16 protein-coding genes are annotated in these 18,182 nt (G+C 44.4%); 7 read left to right on the top strand and 9 right to left on the bottom strand.

The features are described 5' to 3' along the window. Positions 1-525 precede the first annotated feature (525 nt). Positions 526-2,079, top strand: coding sequence for a glutamine-hydrolyzing GMP synthase (gene guaA, locus RDO88_RS10775; protein WP_021846569.1), 1,554 nt, complete (start codon positions 526-528; stop codon positions 2,077-2,079). Between the two features lie 86 nt (positions 2,080-2,165). Here guaA and RDO88_RS10780 read toward each other — a convergent pair whose 3' ends face one another. After that, the gene (locus tag RDO88_RS10780) at positions 2,166-2,831 is read right to left on the bottom strand and encodes a helix-turn-helix domain-containing protein (protein ID WP_307759376.1); all 666 of its coding nucleotides are present in this window, start codon (positions 2,829-2,831) and stop codon (positions 2,166-2,168) included. Positions 2,832-3,008: 177 nt separating this feature from the next. Between RDO88_RS10780 and RDO88_RS10785 the strand changes: the two genes are divergently transcribed. Beyond that, complete coding sequence (locus RDO88_RS10785; protein ID WP_307759377.1) at positions 3,009-3,605, top strand: MarC family protein; 597 nt, start codon at positions 3,009-3,011, stop codon at positions 3,603-3,605. Positions 3,606-3,626: 21 nt separating this feature from the next. Here the strand turns inward: RDO88_RS10785 and RDO88_RS10790 are convergent, their stop codons facing one another. Together RDO88_RS10790 and RDO88_RS10795 are read right to left on the bottom strand one after the other, a co-directional pair. Beyond that, the gene (locus RDO88_RS10790) at positions 3,627-5,138 is read right to left on the bottom strand and encodes a potassium transporter TrkG (protein WP_307759378.1); all 1,512 of its coding nucleotides are present in this window, start codon (positions 5,136-5,138) and stop codon (positions 3,627-3,629) included. Between the two features lie 120 nt (positions 5,139-5,258). After that, positions 5,259-5,951, bottom strand: coding sequence for a rhomboid family intramembrane serine protease (locus RDO88_RS10795; RefSeq protein ID WP_307759379.1), 693 nt, complete (start codon positions 5,949-5,951; stop codon positions 5,259-5,261). A gap of 197 nt (positions 5,952-6,148) precedes the next feature. Here RDO88_RS10795 and RDO88_RS10800 point away from each other — a divergent pair, with 197 nt between their 5' ends. Genes RDO88_RS10800 through RDO88_RS10810 form a run of 3 tightly spaced genes read left to right on the top strand, consistent with a single transcriptional unit; the run spans position 6,149 to position 10,792 of the window. After that, positions 6,149-8,113, top strand: coding sequence for a glycogen debranching enzyme N-terminal domain-containing protein (locus RDO88_RS10800; protein ID WP_307759380.1), 1,965 nt, complete (start codon positions 6,149-6,151; stop codon positions 8,111-8,113). Then, entirely contained in the window at positions 8,110-9,378 is a 1,269-nt protein-coding gene (locus tag RDO88_RS10805) for a glycosyltransferase (protein WP_307759381.1), read from the top strand. Before RDO88_RS10800 ends, RDO88_RS10805 begins: the two co-directional genes overlap by 4 nt. Before the next feature lie 16 nt (positions 9,379-9,394). Then, positions 9,395-10,792, top strand: a complete 1,398-nt coding sequence (locus RDO88_RS10810) for a glycoside hydrolase family 57 protein (protein WP_307759382.1) — start codon at positions 9,395-9,397, stop codon at positions 10,790-10,792. Positions 10,793-10,892: 100 nt separating this feature from the next. Here RDO88_RS10810 and RDO88_RS10815 read toward each other — a convergent pair whose 3' ends face one another. Both RDO88_RS10815 and RDO88_RS10820 read right to left on the bottom strand, forming a co-directional pair. Further along, a complete protein-coding gene (locus tag RDO88_RS10815) occupies positions 10,893-12,473 on the bottom strand; it encodes a DUF4270 family protein (RefSeq protein WP_307759413.1) in 1,581 nt (526 codons plus the stop codon). Positions 12,474-12,502: 29 nt separating this feature from the next. After that, positions 12,503-13,321, bottom strand: coding sequence for a glycogen/starch synthase (locus tag RDO88_RS10820; RefSeq protein ID WP_307759383.1), 819 nt, complete (start codon positions 13,319-13,321; stop codon positions 12,503-12,505). 242 nt (positions 13,322-13,563) lie between these two features. Between RDO88_RS10820 and panC the strand changes: the two genes are divergently transcribed. Next, entirely contained in the window at positions 13,564-14,409 is an 846-nt protein-coding gene (gene panC, locus RDO88_RS10825; protein WP_307759384.1) for a pantoate--beta-alanine ligase, read from the top strand. Positions 14,410-14,422: 13 nt separating this feature from the next. Next, positions 14,423-14,776 carry an aspartate 1-decarboxylase gene (panD, locus tag RDO88_RS10830; protein ID WP_307759385.1) on the top strand — a complete coding sequence of 118 codons (354 nt, stop codon included), beginning with the start codon at positions 14,423-14,425 and terminating at the stop codon, positions 14,774-14,776. A 94-nt stretch (positions 14,777-14,870) separates the two neighbouring features. Here panD and RDO88_RS10835 read toward each other — a convergent pair whose 3' ends face one another. The 4 genes from RDO88_RS10835 to RDO88_RS10850 all read right to left on the bottom strand — a co-directional run bounded on the left by RDO88_RS10835 (position 14,871) and on the right by RDO88_RS10850 (position 18,019). Continuing rightward, positions 14,871-15,623, bottom strand: coding sequence for a copper homeostasis protein CutC (locus RDO88_RS10835; RefSeq protein ID WP_307759386.1), 753 nt, complete (start codon positions 15,621-15,623; stop codon positions 14,871-14,873). A gap of 117 nt (positions 15,624-15,740) precedes the next feature. Next, the gene (gene rny / locus RDO88_RS10840; RefSeq protein WP_307759387.1) at positions 15,741-17,279 is read right to left on the bottom strand and encodes a ribonuclease Y; all 1,539 of its coding nucleotides are present in this window, start codon (positions 17,277-17,279) and stop codon (positions 15,741-15,743) included. Positions 17,280-17,417: 138 nt separating this feature from the next. Next, on the bottom strand, positions 17,418-17,714 hold the full coding sequence (locus RDO88_RS10845) for a cell division protein ZapA (protein WP_307759388.1): 297 nt from the start codon (positions 17,712-17,714) through the stop codon (positions 17,418-17,420). 11 nt (positions 17,715-17,725) lie between these two features. Further along, positions 17,726-18,019, bottom strand: a complete 294-nt coding sequence (locus tag RDO88_RS10850; RefSeq protein WP_307759389.1) for a hypothetical protein — start codon at positions 18,017-18,019, stop codon at positions 17,726-17,728. Between the last annotated feature and the right edge of the window lie 163 nt (positions 18,020-18,182).

The raw sequence follows: 18,182 nt of genomic DNA on the forward strand, positions 1-18,182 counted from the left end.
AATTTTCGCTAATCACCAAATTTACAAATAGTTATAATTCATCGAACTCACGTTATATATAATAAGGTATAAGCATGAGATTGCAGGACGCTGTGTTCCTGCAATCTTTTTTTGTGCCTGTCCGTCCGCTGAACCTGTAATTGCAAGTTGTTGGAAAACAGATGTGTAATAGTTTATTTTTGTTTATACGAAATAAACTCTCAGTTTAATAGCTTTAAACTGCCAGTTTAATTCGTTTAAACCGTCAGTTTACTCCGTTTAAACTGTCGGTTTAACGCCTTTGTACTGATGGTTCAAACGGAGTAAAGCGATGGAATAGGGGCGGTATGATACAGTCAAATTAAAATCTATGTTTTCATTTGCCTATACGCTCACCTTTCACTATTTTTGTTGCACGAAAATAGGAGGCGGTTCGGGATAAAAAATAACTGAAACAAGTTTCAATATTTTGTTCTCCGCTCACCTTTCACTATTTTTGCACAATCAATCAAACTTGAAACAATCATTTTATCAATAGACACATATATGCAGGAAAAAATCATCATTCTCGATTTCGGATCGCAGACCACGCAGCTCATCGGCCGCCGCATCCGCGAACTGAATGTTTACTGTGAGATTGTGCCCTACAACAAGTTTCCGCAAGGCGACGACAGTGTGAAGGGAGTCATCCTCTCGGGCAGCCCGTTCTCCGTTTACGACGAGAGCGCTTTCAAGGTGGACTTGAGCCAGCTGCGCGGCAAGTATCCCATTCTGGGTATCTGCTACGGCGCCCAGTTCATCTCCTACAGCAACGGCGGTAAGGTTGAGCCGGCCGGCACGCGCGAATACGGACGTGCCCACCTCAGCACCTTCGACAAGAGCAACGTACTCTTCAAGGACGTGCGCGAGAATACGCAGGTGTGGATGAGCCACGGCGATACCATTACGGCTATCCCTGACAACTTCCGCGTCATCGCTTCGACCGACAAGGTGAAAATCGCTGCCTATCAGGCCGAGGGCGAAAAGATGTGGGGCGTACAGTTCCATCCCGAAGTGTTCCATAGCGAGGACGGCACACAGATGCTGAAGAATTTCGTGGTGGATGTCTGTGGTTGCAGCCAGAGCTGGAGCGCCGCTTCGTTTGTCGATACGACCGTAGCCGAGCTGAAGGCACAGGTGGGCAACGACCGCGTCATTCTGGGCTTGAGTGGCGGTGTGGACTCGTCGGTAGCTGCCGTATTGCTCCATCGGGCCATCGGCAAGAACCTGACGTGTATCTTCGTGGACCACGGTCTGCTGCGTAAGAACGAGTTCAAGAACGTGATGCACGACTACGAGTGCCTGGGACTGAACGTTATCGGTGTGGACGCCAGCGAGAAGTTCTTCAAGGACCTGGAGGGTGTGACCGACCCCGAGCAGAAGCGCAAGATCATTGGCCGCGACTTTGTGGAAGTGTTCAACGCCGAAGCACATAAGATAACCGACGCCAAATGGCTGGCTCAGGGTACCATCTACCCCGACCGCATCGAGAGCCTGAACATCACCGGCAAGACCATCAAGAGCCACCACAACGTGGGCGGCCTGCCCGAAGAAATGCACTTGCAGCTCTGCGAGCCGCTGAAGTGGCTGTTCAAGGACGAAGTGCGCCGTGTGGGTCGTCAGTTGGGCATCCCCGACCATCTCATCAGCCGCCATCCTTTCCCCGGTCCGGGTCTGGCCGTGCGTATCTTGGGCGACATTACCCGCGAGAAGGTGCGCATCCTTCAGGATGCCGACGACATCTTCATCCAAGGTCTGCGCGACTGGAAGGTGACCGATGAAAAGGGCAATGAAACCACGCTCTACCATCAGGTATGGCAGGCAGGCGTTATCCTGCTTCCTGTCCAGTCCGTTGGTGTGATGGGCGACGAACGCACCTACGAACGTGCCGTGGCCCTGCGTGCTGTGACATCGACCGACGCCATGACCGCCGACTGGGCACACTTGCCTTACGAGTTCCTGGCCAAGGTTTCGAACGACATCATCAACAAGGTGAAGGGCGTGAACCGAGTCACCTACGATATCTCCTCGAAGCCGCCTTCGACAATCGAATGGGAATAAGACGGTTTGAAACCAGATAAAACAACGGGGCTGCATTTCGATGCAGCCCCGTTTCTGTAGTATGTGGAATTAGTGTATGATCGGAATCAGACTATCAGTCTCTCTGCTTCAGGAATAGCTATTTCTCCTCGATGGAGTTCCAGCAGCCCCTTGTCCTGCATCTGGTTCAATGTCTTGGATACATTGTTTCGGGAGTCGTTGACAATTGTAGCCAGGTCTTCCATCTTTATCTTCAGTGACTTGGGGCCTTGCGGACGTCTCAAATGGTTCAGTATGAACCGGCAGATGCGGCCTTCGAGGGTATCGGGAATATGTCCCCATAATTTGTTGTTCAAGCCCTGTGCCTGGCTGCTGGCTATGTTCAGGTAGTTGAGGCGGAAGATTTCGTACTTCAGCAGATGGTTCGTGACAGCCGATTTGCTGACATATACGCTGTTTGTTTCGGTAGTGGCAACGTATTTGCTGGTGTAACAGGTGTACATACCGAACAAGGCTTGGGGCTCAATCAGGTAGGGAGCTTTGAAATGTTCGGTCATGCTGAAGAGGTTGTCGGCCGATGTTGTAGTGGCGGAAATCTCTCCGTTGAGTATGAAGATAAGCTCGTTGCACGGCGAGTCGGCCCGGGCGATGGTTTCACCCGGTTTCAGCTTGACGAAATGCAGCTTGACTTTTTCCAATATGCTGGTAAAGTCTTCGGGGGCCAATCCCTGGAGCAGGGGGAGCTGCAAGAGTGTGTCGAACATTGTATCCATAAGAATTCCTTTCTGTATTGAAACAAAAATACGGATAATCGGCTTCGACGGTGTGTTGCCGGCCGAGCTTTTTGTTTTTTTTATTATTTCTTAAATCTGCTATTCAATCGCCTCGTTTTTCTGTTGTGGAATAAAAGATTATGGAGTATCTTTGCAGGAAAAAAGGAGGAATATATCATGTTTGCAGCTTTCAATTTCCAGCAGATGATCAGTGCCTTTATCGTACTTTTTGCTGTGATAGACATAATCGGGGCCATTCCCATCATCATTAATCTGAAGGAGAAAGGCAAGGATGTGAACGCTTTGAAAGCAACGTTGATATCTTTTGCCCTATTATTGGGATTCTTCTATGCAGGCGACTGGATGCTTCAGCTTTTTCATGTCGATATCGAATCGTTTGCCATAGCGGGTGCGGTCGTCATTTTCCTGATGGCGCTCGAAATGATTCTGGATATCGAAATATTCAAGAACCAGGGGCCTATCAAGGAGGCTACACTTGTGCCTCTGGTCTTCCCGTTGCTGGCTGGTGCGGGAGCTTTTACGACTTTGCTAACTTTGCGTGCCGAATATGCCAGTGTCAATATCATCATAGCCCTGGTGCTGAATATGATTTGGGTCTATTTTGTTGTCAGTATGACGGGGCGTGTGGAGCGTTTCCTAGGAAAGGGCGGGATTTACATCATCCGCAAGTTCTTCGGCATCATTCTGTTGGCTGTTTCTGTCCGTCTGTTCACGGCCAATATCACTTTACTTATTGAAGGGCTGCAGAAATAAGGTGTAGAAACACCCCGTTCCTTAACGGCTCTTCCAGAAACGGGGGTAGAAAAGCAGCAATACGCAGAACATTTCCAGTCGGCCTATCAGCATGAGGAACGACAGAAACCATTTGGCGGCATCGGGCATCGCATTCCATGAGAAAGCGGGTCCATGAGCGCCCAGACCCGGTCCAACGTTGCCAATGCTGGACACTACGGTACTGAAGGATTCTTCAAATCCGAGTCCCATGAACATCACTATGATCCAGCTGACCAGAATAATGGCCATATAAAGAACAATGAAAAATGCTACGGAAAGCACTGTGTTCGGAGCGGTAGCCTGATGGTTTACCCGGATAGGAAGAACGGCGTTGGGGTGGAGCATTCGCTTGAAGCTGTTTCTGATTCCTTTAATCATCATCAGCAAGCGCATGCTTTTGATACCTCCAGCCGTCGAACCTGTACATCCGCCGGCCATCATGGCAAACAGCAGCAGAATCCAGGTGAAGGGAGGCCAAAGGTTGTAGTCGTCTGTACCGAATCCGCAAGAAGTGTGTATACTTGCCACCTGAAAGAGAGCTTTACGGAAAGCTGTCTCGATGCCATAATCATTGTATATAACCAGTGCAATCGTGATGATTCCTGTCAGGATGAAAATCGAATAGAGAAACCAGCGCAGTTCTTCGTCTCCGAACATTTTTGTGATTTTGCCTTTAAGAGCCAGATAGAACAATCCGAAATTGAAGCTGGATATAATCATGAAACAAGCAATGACATATTCGATGAACGGAGAATTCCAATAAGCAACACTGGCTTGTCGGGTAGAATATCCTCCGGTAGCTGTTGTGGTGAAGGAATGGCAGATGGCGTCGAACCAGTTCATGCCTCCAAGGTAAAGCAGGATGGTTTCCGAGGCTGTAAGGATGAGATATACACCCCATATCCATTTTACCATGATACTGATTTTGGGATGCAGCTTGTTGTGCGTGACGCCGGTTGCTTCGGCTGAAAAGAGCTGCATGTTGCCTTCGTTGAAGATGGGGAGTATGGCAATGGCGAAGCAGACGATGCCCAGTCCTCCTATCCATTGGGTCAGGCTGCGCCAGAAGAGGATGCCGTGGGGCTGGCTGTCTATATTGTCCATGATGGTTGCTCCCGTTGTGGTAAATCCCGACATCGTTTCGAAGAAAGCGTTGGCGATGCTGTCTACACTGCCGCTTAGATAGAAAGGAAGCATGCCGAATGCGGAGAACAGCACCCATGACAGGCTGGCAATGCAATAGCCGTCACGTTTGGTCAGTTTGCGTTCGGCTCCGCGGCTCAGCACTATCAACAGGCCTCCTACTGCTGTATTGATGGCTGCCGTTTGCAGGAATGTGAATGTCTCTTTTTCCTCATAAATCCAGGAAACGAATGCACAAAGCAGGAACATGGCAGTTTCCACCCAAAGCAGGATACCCAATACCCGTAATATCATTCTGCAATTGATGAGGCTGCTTTTCCGCTTCTTCATTGATTGGTCATATAATGTTTCAGCAATAAATCCTTCCATGCCAGTGTAGTTAAAATAGTCGTTATTTCATCTGAAAACAAGGAACTAGTTCGCCTTTCCATGTTTTGCGGGGCAAAAATAAGGCTGTGCCATGAATTTAGCAACTTTTCTCTTTTAAAATCATGAAAACCCGTGCGAATCGCTGGTTGGCGGATGGCAATCCGGATTTCCGTCCTGGCTGTTTCCTTCTTCGGATGTGTCGGGAGTATCTTCTTCGTCTTCTTCATCGGCGAAGGGATCGGGGCGTTGCGGCCCGTATTTGATGAAAAATACAGAACATAGCATTCCGGCTATAGCGCCTCCCATGTGTCCTTCCCATGAAGTGGATGCTTTGGCAAATTGTGGAAACATGTTCCACACCAATCCGCCGTAGAGGAATGTGACCAACAATGCAATGGCAATGAGAGGGACATGCTTACGCAGGATACCGCTGAAAAAAAGGAAAAAGGCCAGTCCATAGATGATGCCGCTTGAACCGACATGCCATCCGCTTTTGCCGAACAGGAAAGTGAAAATTCCTCCGCCAATCCAGATGAGGAAAAAAATGTATGGCGCAATGTCTCTATAGAAATAGAACAGACACCAGGATAGAAAAAACAATGGGAGTGTATTGGCTGCCAGATGAGCAAAGCTGCTATGGACAAGCGGGTGGGCAAATATACCGAACAAGCCCCGCTTTTCCATCGGATAGATGCCCAGATGGGTAAAATCCCATTCCATTCCCACTTCCAAAAACTTCAACATGTAAAGGATGAAGAGAAAGAACAAAGGTATGGCTGCTGCCAGAAAAATACGTTGTAGGTCTCGTTTCATAAGGCATTCATGGGGCATTTTGACATACGGTATATGCTAATCGGATGCAATACTACAATTATTTGTCCGAAATGCGAAAAAAAAACCTTTTTTTATTTTGACTATATACATAAATTTGTATTTTTGGCATTGCTACAAGTTGTTGTGGCGTGGAATGAACCTGAATTTTTAACCTTTAATTTAAATAATGCACAACTATGAGTTATTTACGATTTGACAAGACGCTGATGATTAATTTGGAAGAGTCTCTTCCCCGGGAGATACTCCGTACAAATAAGTCGGGTGCCTATCATTGTACAACGATTGTAGATTGTAACACACGCAAATATCACGGCTTGTTGGTGATTCCGGTCCCCAACTTGGACGATGAGAATCATGTGCTGCTCTCTTCTTTGGACGAAACGGTAATTCAGCACGGTGCAGAGTTTAATCTGGGATTGCACAAGTATCAAGGCAATCATTTTAGTCCCAACGGACATAAATACATCCGTGAGTTTGATTGCGAACACGTCCCGGCTACAACTTACCGTGTGGGAGGCGTTATCCTCCGTAAGGAAAAGATTTTTGTACATCATGAGAACCGTATTCTGATTCGTTATACGCTTGTCGATGCCCATTCGGCCACGACATTGCGTTTCCGTCCCTTCCTGGCTTTCCGCAGTGTGCGCGAATATACGTACGAGAATTCTCAGGCCAGTCGGGATTATCAGTTGGTGGAAAATGGTATCAAGACCTGTATGTATCCCGGTTATCCTGAATTGTTCATGCAGCTGAACAAGAAGAATGAATTCCATTTCCAGCCCGACTGGTATAGAGGTATTGAATATCCCAAGGAGCAGGAACGTGGTTATGATTTCAATGAGGACCTTTATGTTCCCGGCTACTTTGAGGTGGATATCAAGAAGGGAGAAAGCGTGGTATTCTCTGCCGGCATTTCTGAAGTTGATACCCGTAAATTGAAACATACTTTTGAAACGGAGGTGGCCGACCGTACTCCTCGGGACAGTTTCTATCATTGCTTGAAAAATTCGGCACATCAGTTCCATAACAAGCAGGGTGACGAGCATTATATCTTGGCCGGTTATCCGTGGTTCAAGTGCCGTGCCCGAGATTTGTTTGTTTCCTTGCCGGGTCTCACACTTGCCATTGACGAGCAAGATGAATTTGAAGATGTCATGAAGACGGCAGAGAAAGCGCTCCGGCAGTATATGAACGGTGAACCGCTTGCCTATAAAATTTATGAGATGGAACATCCGGATGTACTGTTATGGGCCATCTGGTGTTTGCAACAATATGCCAAATTCACTTCACGCGAACGTTGCCGGCAAATGTATGGCTCGTTGCTCAAAGATTTGCTTGAGTACATCCGTGGCCGCCGACATGACAATTTGTTCCTGCATGACAACGGGCTGCTCTATACCAATGGTACGGAACATCCTGTGACATGGATGAACTCAATTGCCAATGGTAGGCCGGTGGTACCTCGTACTGGATATGTCGTAGAAATCAACGCATTGTGGTATAATGCTCTCCGATTTGTTGCCGACATGGTACGCGAAGAAGGCAATGAGGCGTTTGCCAATACTCTCGACGCGCAGGCCGAAGTGACAGGCAAGTCGTTTGTAGAGACATTTAGAAATGAGTACGGCTATTTGTTTGACTATGTCGACGGCTACATGATGGACTGGAGTGTACGTCCGAACATGATATTTGCTGTAGCTTTCGACTATTCTCCTCTTGATCGTGTTCAGAAGCGTCAGGTGCTGGATATTGTAACCAAGGAGTTGCTGACCCCGAAGGGACTTCGTACACTGAGCCCCAAGAGCGGTGGTTACAATCCCAATTATGTAGGTCCGCAAACCCAACGCGACTATGCTTACCATCAAGGTACCGCATGGCCCTGGCTGCTGGGCTTCTATATGGAAGCTTATCTGCGTATCTATAAGATGAGCGGCATCTCATTCGTCGAAAGACATCTGATAGGTATGGAAGATGCAATGACGCGTCATTGCATCAGTACCCTGCCTGAGTTGTTTGACGGTAATCCGCCTTTTGTGGGCCGTGGAGCAGTTTCGTTTGCAATGAATGTGGCCGAGATTTTACGCTTGCTGAGTTTGTTATATAAGTATGAACAAATAGAAAAAGAGGAGGAACGGAAATGAAAGTATTAATGTTTGGATGGGAATTTCCTCCCAAAATATATGGCGGACTGGCAGTTGCTTCTTACGGAATAACCAAGGGATTGAGTTTGCAGGGGGATGTGGAAACGATATTCTGTATGCCTAAGCCTTCGGGCGAGGAGGAGAATTTCCTTAAGATTGTAGGAATGAATCAGGTTCCGGTCGTATGGCGGGGAGTGGATTATGATTATCTGAAATCTCGTCTGTATGGTCAGATGACTCCTGAAGATTATTATGCATACCGTGACCATATTTATGCTGATTTCTCCTATTTGCATGTCAATGATTTGGGATGTATGGAGTTCGCCGGCGGATATCCGGGTAACTTGCATGAGGAAATAAACAATTTTTCCATCATAGCCGGAGTAGTGGCACGTAAGGAAGAATTTGATATTATTCATGCTCACGACTGGCTGACTTATCCTGCCGGTGTACATGCCAAGATGGTGAGTGGAAAGCCTCTTTGTATTCACGTGCATGCCACCGATTTTGACCGTTCCCGCGGTAAAGTCAATCCGACGGTCTATTCTATTGAGAAGAATGGTATGGACTATGCAGATTGCATCATGTGTGTGTCGGAACTGACCCGTCGCACAGTTATCAATGAATACCATCAGGATCCGCGGAAAGTGTTTGCCATGCATAATGCCGTTTATCCTCTTTCGCAAGATTTGCAGGATATCCCCCGTCCGGATCATTCAAAGGAAAAGATTGTGACTTTCTTGGGACGTATAACCATGCAGAAGGGGCCTGAATATTTTGTGGAAGCTGCTGCCATGGTTTTGAAACGTACGCGTAATATTCGTTTTGTTATGGCGGGTTCGGGTGATATGTTGAATGCCATGATCAATCTGGCTGCCGAACGTGGAATTGCTGACCGTTTCCATTTTCCTGGTTTTATGAAAGGCCGGCAGGTGTATGAGGTTTATAAAAACAGTGATGTTTTCGTCATGCCATCTGTATCGGAACCTTTCGGTATTGCACCGTTGGAAGCCATGCAGTGTGGTACTCCATCCATTATTTCCAAGCAGTCGGGATGTGGTGAGATTCTGGATAAGGTAATCAAGACCGACTATTGGGATATTCATGCAATGGCCGATGCCATTTATTCCATTTGTACCAATCCTGTTCTGTTCCAATATCTGCAAGAAGAGGGGAAGAAGGAGGTTGATGGTATCACATGGGAGAAAGTCGGTCTACGAATCCGTGCTCTTTATGAGAATGTATTAAGAAATTATGGAAAATAACAAAAAAGAATAGAACATGAGAACGATTTGTCTTTATTTTGAAATACATCAGATTATTCATTTGAAACGTTATCGTTTCTTTGATATAGGTACTGATCATTATTATTATGATGATTATGCCAATGAAACAAGTATCAGTGATGTAGCTGAGAATTCCTATATTCCGGCTTTGACTACCTTGCTGGAAATGGTGAAAAATTCAGGTGGTAGTTTTAAGGTCGCTTTTTCCATTTCAGGTGTTGCTTTGGAGCAGTTGGAAATGTATGCGCCTGTAGTCGTGGATCTCTTGCATCAGTTGAATGATACCGGTTGCTGTGAGTTTTTGGCTGAACCATATTCTCATGGCCTCTCTTCTTTGGCCAATGAGGAATGTTTCAAAGAGGAACTAATGAGACAAAGTGCCAAAATGAAGCAAATGTTTGGTAAGGCTCCTAAGGTTGTTCGTAATTCCAGCTTGATTTATAATGATGAGATTGGTGCGGTAGTTGCAAGTTTGGGCTTCAAAGGTATGTTGACAGAAGGCGCCAAACATGTTTTGGGATGGAAGAGTCCGCATTATGTTTATCATTGCAACATGAATCCGAATTTGAAGTTGCTGTTGCGCGATTTCAAACTTTCGGATGATATCAGTTTGCGTTTTTCCAATTCTGATTGGAGTGAATATCCTTTGTTTGCAGACAAGTATATTTCTTGGATTGATTCCTTGCCACAGGAGGAACAGGTAATTAATATCTTTATGGAACTCTGTGCATTAGGCAAGTATCAGCCATTGTCTTCCAATATTCTGGAGTTCTTCAAGGCACTTCCCGCCTGTGCGAAAGAGAAGGGGATCACTTTCTCCACTCCAACCGAAATTGTAACAAAACTTAAGTCTGTTTCTCAGCTTGATGTTCCTTATCCGCTTTCTTGGGCCGATGAGGAAAGAGATACGAGTTGTTGGCTTGGAAACGTAATGCAGCGTGAGGCATTCAACAAACTGTATAGTGTTGCCGAACGTGTTCATTTGTGCGATGACCGTCGAATTAAGCAGGACTGGGATTATTTGCAGGCCAGCAATAATTTCCGGTTTATGACTACCAAGAGTTCCAGTATTTCGCTTTATCGGGGAATTTATGAATCTCCTTATGATGCGTTTACCAACTATATGAACATCTTGGGCGATTTTATCAAGCGGGTTGACTCATTATATCCGGTTGATATTGATAACGAGGAATTGAATGCATTGCTTACTACAATCAAAAATCAGGGAGATGAGATTGAGGAATTGCAGAAAGAACTTAATGATGTTCGCAGAAAACTGATAAAAGAGAAAGGAGAAGCTGAAAAGAAGGTTGAGAAGAAAGTTGCTGTGAAAAAGCCGGCTACTAAAACAACAGCCAAAAAGAACGTTGCTGCGGCCAAGATAAAGGAATGAAAATGAAATGATATGATAAAAAAACTCCCACTTTTTAAAAGTGGGAGTTTTTTTATGGAGATTATTTTATAACAAACAAAATTGCTTCTTGGAAGAGAGATTATTGTTCGAAACTAGTGTATGTCACCTCCAATGTTAATTGTGGTCCCTCAATACCACCTTGCAGTTTAGCATAACTGGGTTGCAAATCATGTTGGATACCCGTAATTGTACTGCTACTGGATCCGGAACTTTGGGTTGAGATGGTAACTGGTATCAATAGTACTTTGTTCCAATCGGGATGTTGCTCATTCCATTCGTTATTCCATGCTTCTTCATCCCAATTCGTCGCATTCTTTTGAGCTTCATCTCTGGCCGCTTTCTTTTCGTTGATACAGGTTGTAACCAATCGGGCTATATTTTGGAAGGTATACTGGTTGGTTGCCACACTGTTGTGGGTTGCTGTAAACGATGTGATATTATCGTTTACCTGATTTTCTTCAAAGAATGTTTTCAAATCCTGCTTACGCAACAACAATACATTGCTGGGCGCATCCATGCTAAATTTATAGTCATTCTTTTCGTTATAGTTAGTGAATGTCAGTTTTACGGCATTCAGCGTATCATTAGTCAGCTCTTGATAAATTTCATCGTAGGGTAGGGTTGCTTCGGTAAAGATGCCGGCAGGCGATTTAATATAGGTCCAACCTTTTTCATTGGCCTTTTCAATTAATTTATCAGAATTCTCAAAATGATTGGCTTGGATAACTTCCTTGGTTGAAGCAAATAAAGTCTGTCTACCTATATAAGTAGAGTCTGCTCCGATGCTTCCATTTTCATCATCTACTTTTTTTGTGAGCTTTACCCCTAAGCTGTCTACATAGTGGAATTCAAAAGAAAATTCCATATCAACACGATCTACGTACAGAATGGTACCGTCACCATAATCATTTTGAATACATACACCAGGGAATACATGTTCAATAAAAGCATCCGAATTATTGAAATATGCAGGATTACTTTTATTTAAATCATAGATTTGCTGTCCCAGTTCGGTATCTAAATTGAAAACAATACTGGGTGAATAGGTGGGATTCCCGTTGGAATCAGTGGCATTGCGAATAGAATCGGGAACAGTTGCATCGTATGCGGTATAAGCTTTACGTCCCAATAAATCTCCTTTATATAATTCAGTGTCAATATCTGTATATCGGTAGCGTCTGGTTTCATCTTTACGCTCGTTTATCCACTTCTCATTCAGTTTGTAGGCGCTCATACGGCAGGCATTCAGTGAGTCTCCAAACCAAGTGCTATAATATACAATCAGTCTCACTCCTCTGACATTTTCATCGACCAGTGTACCTTTTCCTTTGAGAGTGTCGTTTTCTGTATATTCTCCATATACATCCGGAAGAATATCTGAGAATTTAAAACCGTCTGTACAATTTAATTCAGTCAGGAAGCTGGATGTGTAACTTCCAAAATCAGGATCTGTAAATCGTCCTACATAGCCTGTACTCGTCTTAGCATAAACGGAAACGGCCAAATAGGAACAAGTTGTGACATTGAAAGTCTTTGTGTGTGCCGACATCTTGTCTGAGTCGGGAAGCATGTCCATGCCTAAAGTATTGGTGGTATCATCACAAGCTGCCAACAATGTTATTGCAGTTAGGAGTAATGCTCCTATATATTTTGTTTTCATCATTTGAGTGAGGTCCTTTTATAATAAAGTTATTCAGTTTCTGCAACCAGATCGTAAAAACGATTGCAACGGTCTGCAAAATCATCGGTATCTTGATATTCCAGTATTGGTTTGCCTAAGCTTCGTGCATAATCCAAAACTTCTTTATTGGCATTTGGACTTTGCTGGACAATACCATCAGAATGTTCGACGGCCAATTTACAGACGGTTGTAAAGTCAATCGGCTCTTTCAGTACAGCAATGTCTTTCTTAGCAATGCCCTTTAACATAAGTTTATTGGCATAATCTGCATGAAAAGGTTGGTCAAATTTATCTTCGTATAATGAAAAGACAACTTTTGAACTTCTGAAAGAAGGTTCGTCACGATAGGCTTTTTTTATGTATAGCGGAGCCAAGGCAGTCATCCAGCTGTGACAATGGATTACATCCGGACACCAGCGCAGTTTTTTTACGGTTTCAAGTACACCACGTGCATAAAAGATGGTACGTGCATCGTTGTCCTCATATTCTATTCCATTTTCGTCTGTTGCCTGCAAACGGTTTTGGAAGTAGTCGTCATTGTCGATGAAGTATACTTGCATGCGTGCCGATTGTATGGAGGCAACTTTGATGATGAGCGGGTGGTCGGTGTCGTCAATGATGAGATTCATTCCCGACAGACGAATTACCTCATGGAGCTGGTTGCGGCGTTCGTTAATGTTTCCCCACTTGGGCATGAAAGTCCTGATTTCTCTACCTCTTTCCTGAATGGCCTGTGGCAGATGCCGGCCTGTCAGGGATACTTCAGTTTCTGGGACGTAAGGGGTAATTTCTTGTGTTATAAATAAAACCTTGTTAGCCTTTGTCATAATCAGTTCTCAATTATTTTGCAAAGTTACAAAAAAAACGCTCATTATGCCAAAAAAGGGTTGGCTATAATTCCTTATGATTTGTTAAGTACTTGTGTCTCAATCTTGCATTGGAATTGTATTGGGCTTTTTGTCTGATTGTTTTTTCAGAAAAAATGCGATATTTCTTCGTTATGTGGTAAATAATAGCTTATTTTGCAGCCGTTTTTGAAACAACCCTGTAATTATCAAACTTAAAAGTAATGGAAATAGTACATTCTATCAAGGACTTGCAGGCTAAATTGGCTGCTTTGCGGGCCCAGGGTAAGACGGTAGGCTTGGTTCCTACAATGGGTGCTTTGCATGCAGGTCATGCTTCGCTGGTGAAGCGCAGTGTGTCGGAAAATGACGCTACGGTAGTCAGTGTGTTTGTCAATCCCACCCAATTTAATGACAAGAACGATTTGGAGAAATATCCTCGTACGTTGGAGGCTGATTGCAGTCTTCTGGAGCAATGTGGTGCGGCGATAGCTTTTGCACCTTCAGTTGAGGAGATTTATCCGGAGCCAGATACGAGGCAATTCAGTTTTGCACCTTTGGATACGGTGATGGAAGGCGTATATCGTCCAGGGCACTTCAATGGTGTTTGTCAGATTGTAAGTAAGTTGTTCGATATGGTAAAACCGGATCGCGCTTATTTCGGTGAAAAGGATTTCCAACAGTTGGCTATTATCCGCGAAATGGTTCGTCAAATGAAATTTCCGTTAGAAATTGTAGGTTGTCCTATCGTTCGTGAAGAGGATGGTTTGGCGTTGAGTAGCCGCAATGCGCGTTTGTCGGCTGAAGAACGTCAGAATGCCTTGAAAATATCCCAAACTTTATTTGAAAGCCGTAGTTTTGCTATTGACCATACAGTGGCTGAAACCAAGCAGTTTGTTGAAAATGCGATTGAAAATGCACCTGGTTTGCGTTTGGAATATTTTGAGCTGGTTGATGGAAATACCTTGCAACAAATTGAAAATTGGAATGACACGGACTATGCGGTAGGTTGTATTACGGTATTCTGTGGGGATGTCCGTCTCATTGATAATATGAAATATAAATCTTAAACAAAGAAACTCTATGATGATTGAAGTTTTGAAATCCAAGATCCATTGTGCTCGTGTGACAGAAGCCAATCTGAATTACATGGGTAGTATCACTATTGATGAGGATCTGATGGATGCGGCCAATCTGATTGCCGGTGAAAAGGTTCATATTGCCGACAATAACAACGGTGAACGTTTTGAAACTTATATCATAAAAGGTGAACGTGGTTCTGGTAAAATTTGTTTGAATGGTGCAGCTGCGCGTCGTGTACAGCCGGGTGATATTGTTATCATCATGTCTTATGCATTGATGGATTTTGAAGAAGCTAAATCGTTCAAACCGACAGTGATTTTCCCAGATCCGGTGACCAATAAGGTTGTCAAGTAAGAAACTCCTGTTTTCTGTCTTAAAAAGGCGGAACTCTTGTTTTATAGGTTTTTAATTAGGGTAAAAAAAGAGCGTACAATCTGTACGCTCTTTTTTATTTTCTGTATAATGCTGCAATTGTATCTTTTACGCGCTGTTCTGTTGTGACGGGACGCGAATATTCTTCTATTTTTACAGTGCCTCCCATTGATACATTCTCGTTGTGGTAACGCATGCTGCTGGCAAGGGTTTCTCGGGCCGAAAAGTGGAATTCTGTTATCCCTGTCTCGTGGGCAATTCTTGCAATATTCTTTTCGTTTACGCCGCATCCGGCCAACAGTTTGATTCGTCCGGAAGCTGCTTCGTGTAATTGTTTGAGTAATGTGATACCTTCTTCCGCTGTAGCTTGTTGACCTGAAGTGAGAATGCGGTGGCAACCTAATCCGATAATGTCTTCCAATGCTTTTTGCGGATTACGACATACATCAAAGGCGCGGTGAAAGGTGATGGACATACCTTGGGCGGCTTGCACGAGTTGTCGGGTCATGTTTATGTCGATATCACCGTCGGCTGTCAGGCAACCGAATACAACACCGTCGGCCCCCAATTTACGTGCATTTTCTATGTCTTTCAACATAATACGCAGTTCGAGAGGGGAATACAAGAAGTCTCCGCCTCGTGGACGGATGATAACATGTAGACGTGTACGTTCAAGAAGCTCGCGGGCGGTTGCGATGTCACCATACGAAGGAGTTGTTCCTCCTTCAGGTATTCCTGCGCAAAGTTCAACGCGGTCTGCACCAGCTGCTTGGGCGGCCAGGCAGCTTTCTACACTATTTGCACAAACTTCAAATTGAAAATGGTTCATGGATTACAGATATTAATTTCAAGAAATAGAGGGAAACTTATATGTGAAGAGGCTGTATCAAAATAGGTAGAATGTTTTGATACAGCCTCTTTGATATTATATCAGCAAATACTTGTATTATTTGGCATAGCTGACGGCACGTGTTTCGCGGATAACCGTAATTTTGACCTGACCGGGATAAGTCATTTCATCCTGAATCTTCTTGGCTATTTCTCCAGACAGGCTTTCAGTCTGTTTGTCGTCAATCTTATCGGCACCAACAATGACACGTAATTCACGACCGGCTTGGATTGCATAGGTCTTTGTTACTCCAGGATAAGACATGGCCAATTGCTCCAAGTCGTTCAGACGTTTGATATATGCTTCTACAATTTCACGGCGTGCTCCAGGGCGTGCTCCAGAAATAGCATCACATACCTGTACGATAGGTGCAAGCAAGCTACTCATTTCCACTTCGTCGTGGTGAGCACCAATGGCATTGCAGATATCTGGTTTTTCTTTGAATTTCTCAGCCAGTTTCATACCGTAGAGTGCGTGTGGCAATTCCGGTTCTTCATCGGGTACTTTACCTATGTCGTGAAGGAGACCTGCACGTTTGGCTTTTTTGGGGTTCAATCCCAGTTCAGATGCCATGACGGCACAGAGATTGGCTGTTTCGCGTGCGTGTTGCAGCAGATTCTGTCCATAAGATGAACGATATTTCATCTTTCCGATGATACGAATCAGTTCTGGGTGTAATCCGTGGATACCCAAGTCGATGGTCGTGCGTTTGCCGGTTTCAATAATTTCTTCTTCAACTTGCTTACGTACTTTGGCTACAACCTCTTCAATACGTGCAGGATGGATACGTCCATCGGTGACCAGTTGGTGTAAGGCAAGACGTGCGATTTCACGACGAACAGGGTCGAAAGCTGAAAGAACGATAGCTTCTGGAGTATCATCTACTACGATTTCAACTCCTGTAGCCGCTTCCAAAGCACGGATGTTTCGGCCCTCGCGTCCGATGATGCGTCCTTTGATTTCATCCGATTCGATGTGGAATACAGTGACCGAATTTTCAATGGCTGTTTCGGTCGCTACACGTTGGATTGTCTGGATGACGATACGTTTGGCTTCTTTGTTGGCAGTCAGTTTGGCATCGTCCATGATGTCATTGATGTAAGATTGTGCCTGCGTTTTGGCTTCTTCTTTCAATGATTCTACCATACGCTCTTTGGCTTCTTCTGCCGAAAGTCCTGAAATAGCTTCCAGTTTCTCTATTTCCTGGCGTTGCAGATGTTCCAGTTCTTCTTTTTTCTTGTCTACAATACCCAGTTGTGCTTCCAGGTTTTCCTTGATGGCTTCAGCCTCCTGTTTCTTGCGTTGTATTTCTTCTTGTCGTTGGTTCAATACCAATTCACGCTGTTTCAACTTGTTTTCGGCCTGCTGTATCTTCTGGTTTCTTGCAGCCACCTCTTTTTCAAGATCCGCTTTTTTGTTGAGGAACTTTTCCTTTACTTCGAGCAATTTGTTCTTTTTAATCACTTCTGCTTCTGCTTCTGCGTCTTTCAGGATACCGTCATATTTGGACTTCAAACCATGCTTGAACAGCACATACGAGAGGGCTGCTCCTGCAAGAAAACAGGCAATGGATACTACTATTGTAACTACTGTCATTTTGATAAAAGTTTATATATAAATAAAATAGCGCACTGTCGGAGTTCTTTTCTGTCTTGGAGAAAAACTCATACAGTGCGCAAAAAGTTTCATTAATCTGTTATATCAGCTGTCCGTATTATGCTTTCTTCATTAGTTTCAAGGTTTTGCTTCCTTAAAATATGTTTCCAGCGTTTCGGTCAGTTCCCTTATCTTTTGAGTATAGGGGGCGGTATCATTTCTGTCTTTCAACCGAAGGTTTTCGAGAGCGAACTGGTATGCTACCATCCCCATTAACCGTTCGTTGTTTACTCCCGGGTAATGTTGTCTATACGCATTGAGCCTGATATCGACCTGCTTGGCAGCTTCCCTTACTATTTCTTCCTCCTCACGGTAAATGGTGAGTGGATAGGAGGCTCCTGCCATTTGCAGGTTTATCTTTATCTTATCGTTCATACATCCTCTTTTTATTCATTCAATAAAGCGATGCACTTATCGACTTCACGCACTAATTTTGACAATCGCAGCTTCGTCTCCTTTACGTCACTACCGTTAAGGCTGATTGTCGTAGCTGTTTTTAGGTTTGTGTAGCGTTTCTCCAGAATCTGATACTCTGCTTTGAGCCTGTTACAATCCTCGTGGCTGGCTTCCAGAAGCTGCTTCAGGTCAGCATTCTCGCGCTTTAATTCATCATGCAGATAGATTAAATGTCGCAGCCTGGCTTCAAAGGTACTCAATAGCTCTTTTTCTTCTTCTGTCATCACTACACCAAAATTGTACACAAAAATACAATTTACTTGGATATTACAAAAACTTTTGGCTGAAAATTCTTGTTTTGGCTGAAAATATTCTCAATTGGGGGATGGTTGGGTATGTTATGTCGGAAGTTGGAAGGGAATATCGGGTTTTTGAAAAGCGTATCCT

Source organism: uncultured Mediterranea sp., from assembly GCF_902493215.1.
Taxonomy (GTDB): Bacteria; Bacteroidota; Bacteroidia; order Bacteroidales; family Bacteroidaceae; genus Bacteroides.

What these genes read in the sequence shown, in the direction of transcription:
- RDO88_RS10790 (WP_307759378.1), bottom strand. Translation starts at nt 5,138, where the DNA reads ATGGAAGGATTTATTGCTGAAACATTATATGACCAATCAATGAAGAAG.
- panD (WP_307759385.1), top strand. Translation starts at nt 14,423, where the DNA reads ATGATGATTGAAGTTTTGAAATCCAAGATCCATTGTGCTCGTGTGACA.
- rny (WP_307759387.1), bottom strand. Translation starts at nt 17,279, where the DNA reads ATGACAGTAGTTACAATAGTAGTATCCATTGCCTGTTTTCTTGCAGGA.
- RDO88_RS10810 (WP_307759382.1), top strand. Translation starts at nt 9,395, where the DNA reads ATGAGAACGATTTGTCTTTATTTTGAAATACATCAGATTATTCATTTG.
- RDO88_RS10800 (WP_307759380.1), top strand. Translation starts at nt 6,149, where the DNA reads ATGAGTTATTTACGATTTGACAAGACGCTGATGATTAATTTGGAAGAG.
- RDO88_RS10835 (WP_307759386.1), bottom strand. Translation starts at nt 15,623, where the DNA reads ATGAACCATTTTCAATTTGAAGTTTGTGCAAATAGTGTAGAAAGCTGC.
- RDO88_RS10850 (WP_307759389.1), bottom strand. Translation starts at nt 18,019, where the DNA reads ATGACAGAAGAAGAAAAAGAGCTATTGAGTACCTTTGAAGCCAGGCTG.
- guaA (WP_021846569.1), top strand. Translation starts at nt 526, where the DNA reads ATGCAGGAAAAAATCATCATTCTCGATTTCGGATCGCAGACCACGCAG.
- RDO88_RS10795 (WP_307759379.1), bottom strand. Translation starts at nt 5,951, where the DNA reads ATGAAACGAGACCTACAACGTATTTTTCTGGCAGCAGCCATACCTTTG.
- RDO88_RS10805 (WP_307759381.1), top strand. Translation starts at nt 8,110, where the DNA reads ATGAAAGTATTAATGTTTGGATGGGAATTTCCTCCCAAAATATATGGC.
- RDO88_RS10845 (WP_307759388.1), bottom strand. Translation starts at nt 17,714, where the DNA reads ATGAACGATAAGATAAAGATAAACCTGCAAATGGCAGGAGCCTCCTAT.
- panC (WP_307759384.1), top strand. Translation starts at nt 13,564, where the DNA reads ATGGAAATAGTACATTCTATCAAGGACTTGCAGGCTAAATTGGCTGCT.
- RDO88_RS10815 (WP_307759413.1), bottom strand. Translation starts at nt 12,473, where the DNA reads ATGAAAACAAAATATATAGGAGCATTACTCCTAACTGCAATAACATTG.
- RDO88_RS10780 (WP_307759376.1), bottom strand. Translation starts at nt 2,831, where the DNA reads ATGGATACAATGTTCGACACACTCTTGCAGCTCCCCCTGCTCCAGGGA.
- RDO88_RS10785 (WP_307759377.1), top strand. Translation starts at nt 3,009, where the DNA reads ATGTTTGCAGCTTTCAATTTCCAGCAGATGATCAGTGCCTTTATCGTA.
- RDO88_RS10820 (WP_307759383.1), bottom strand. Translation starts at nt 13,321, where the DNA reads ATGACAAAGGCTAACAAGGTTTTATTTATAACACAAGAAATTACCCCT.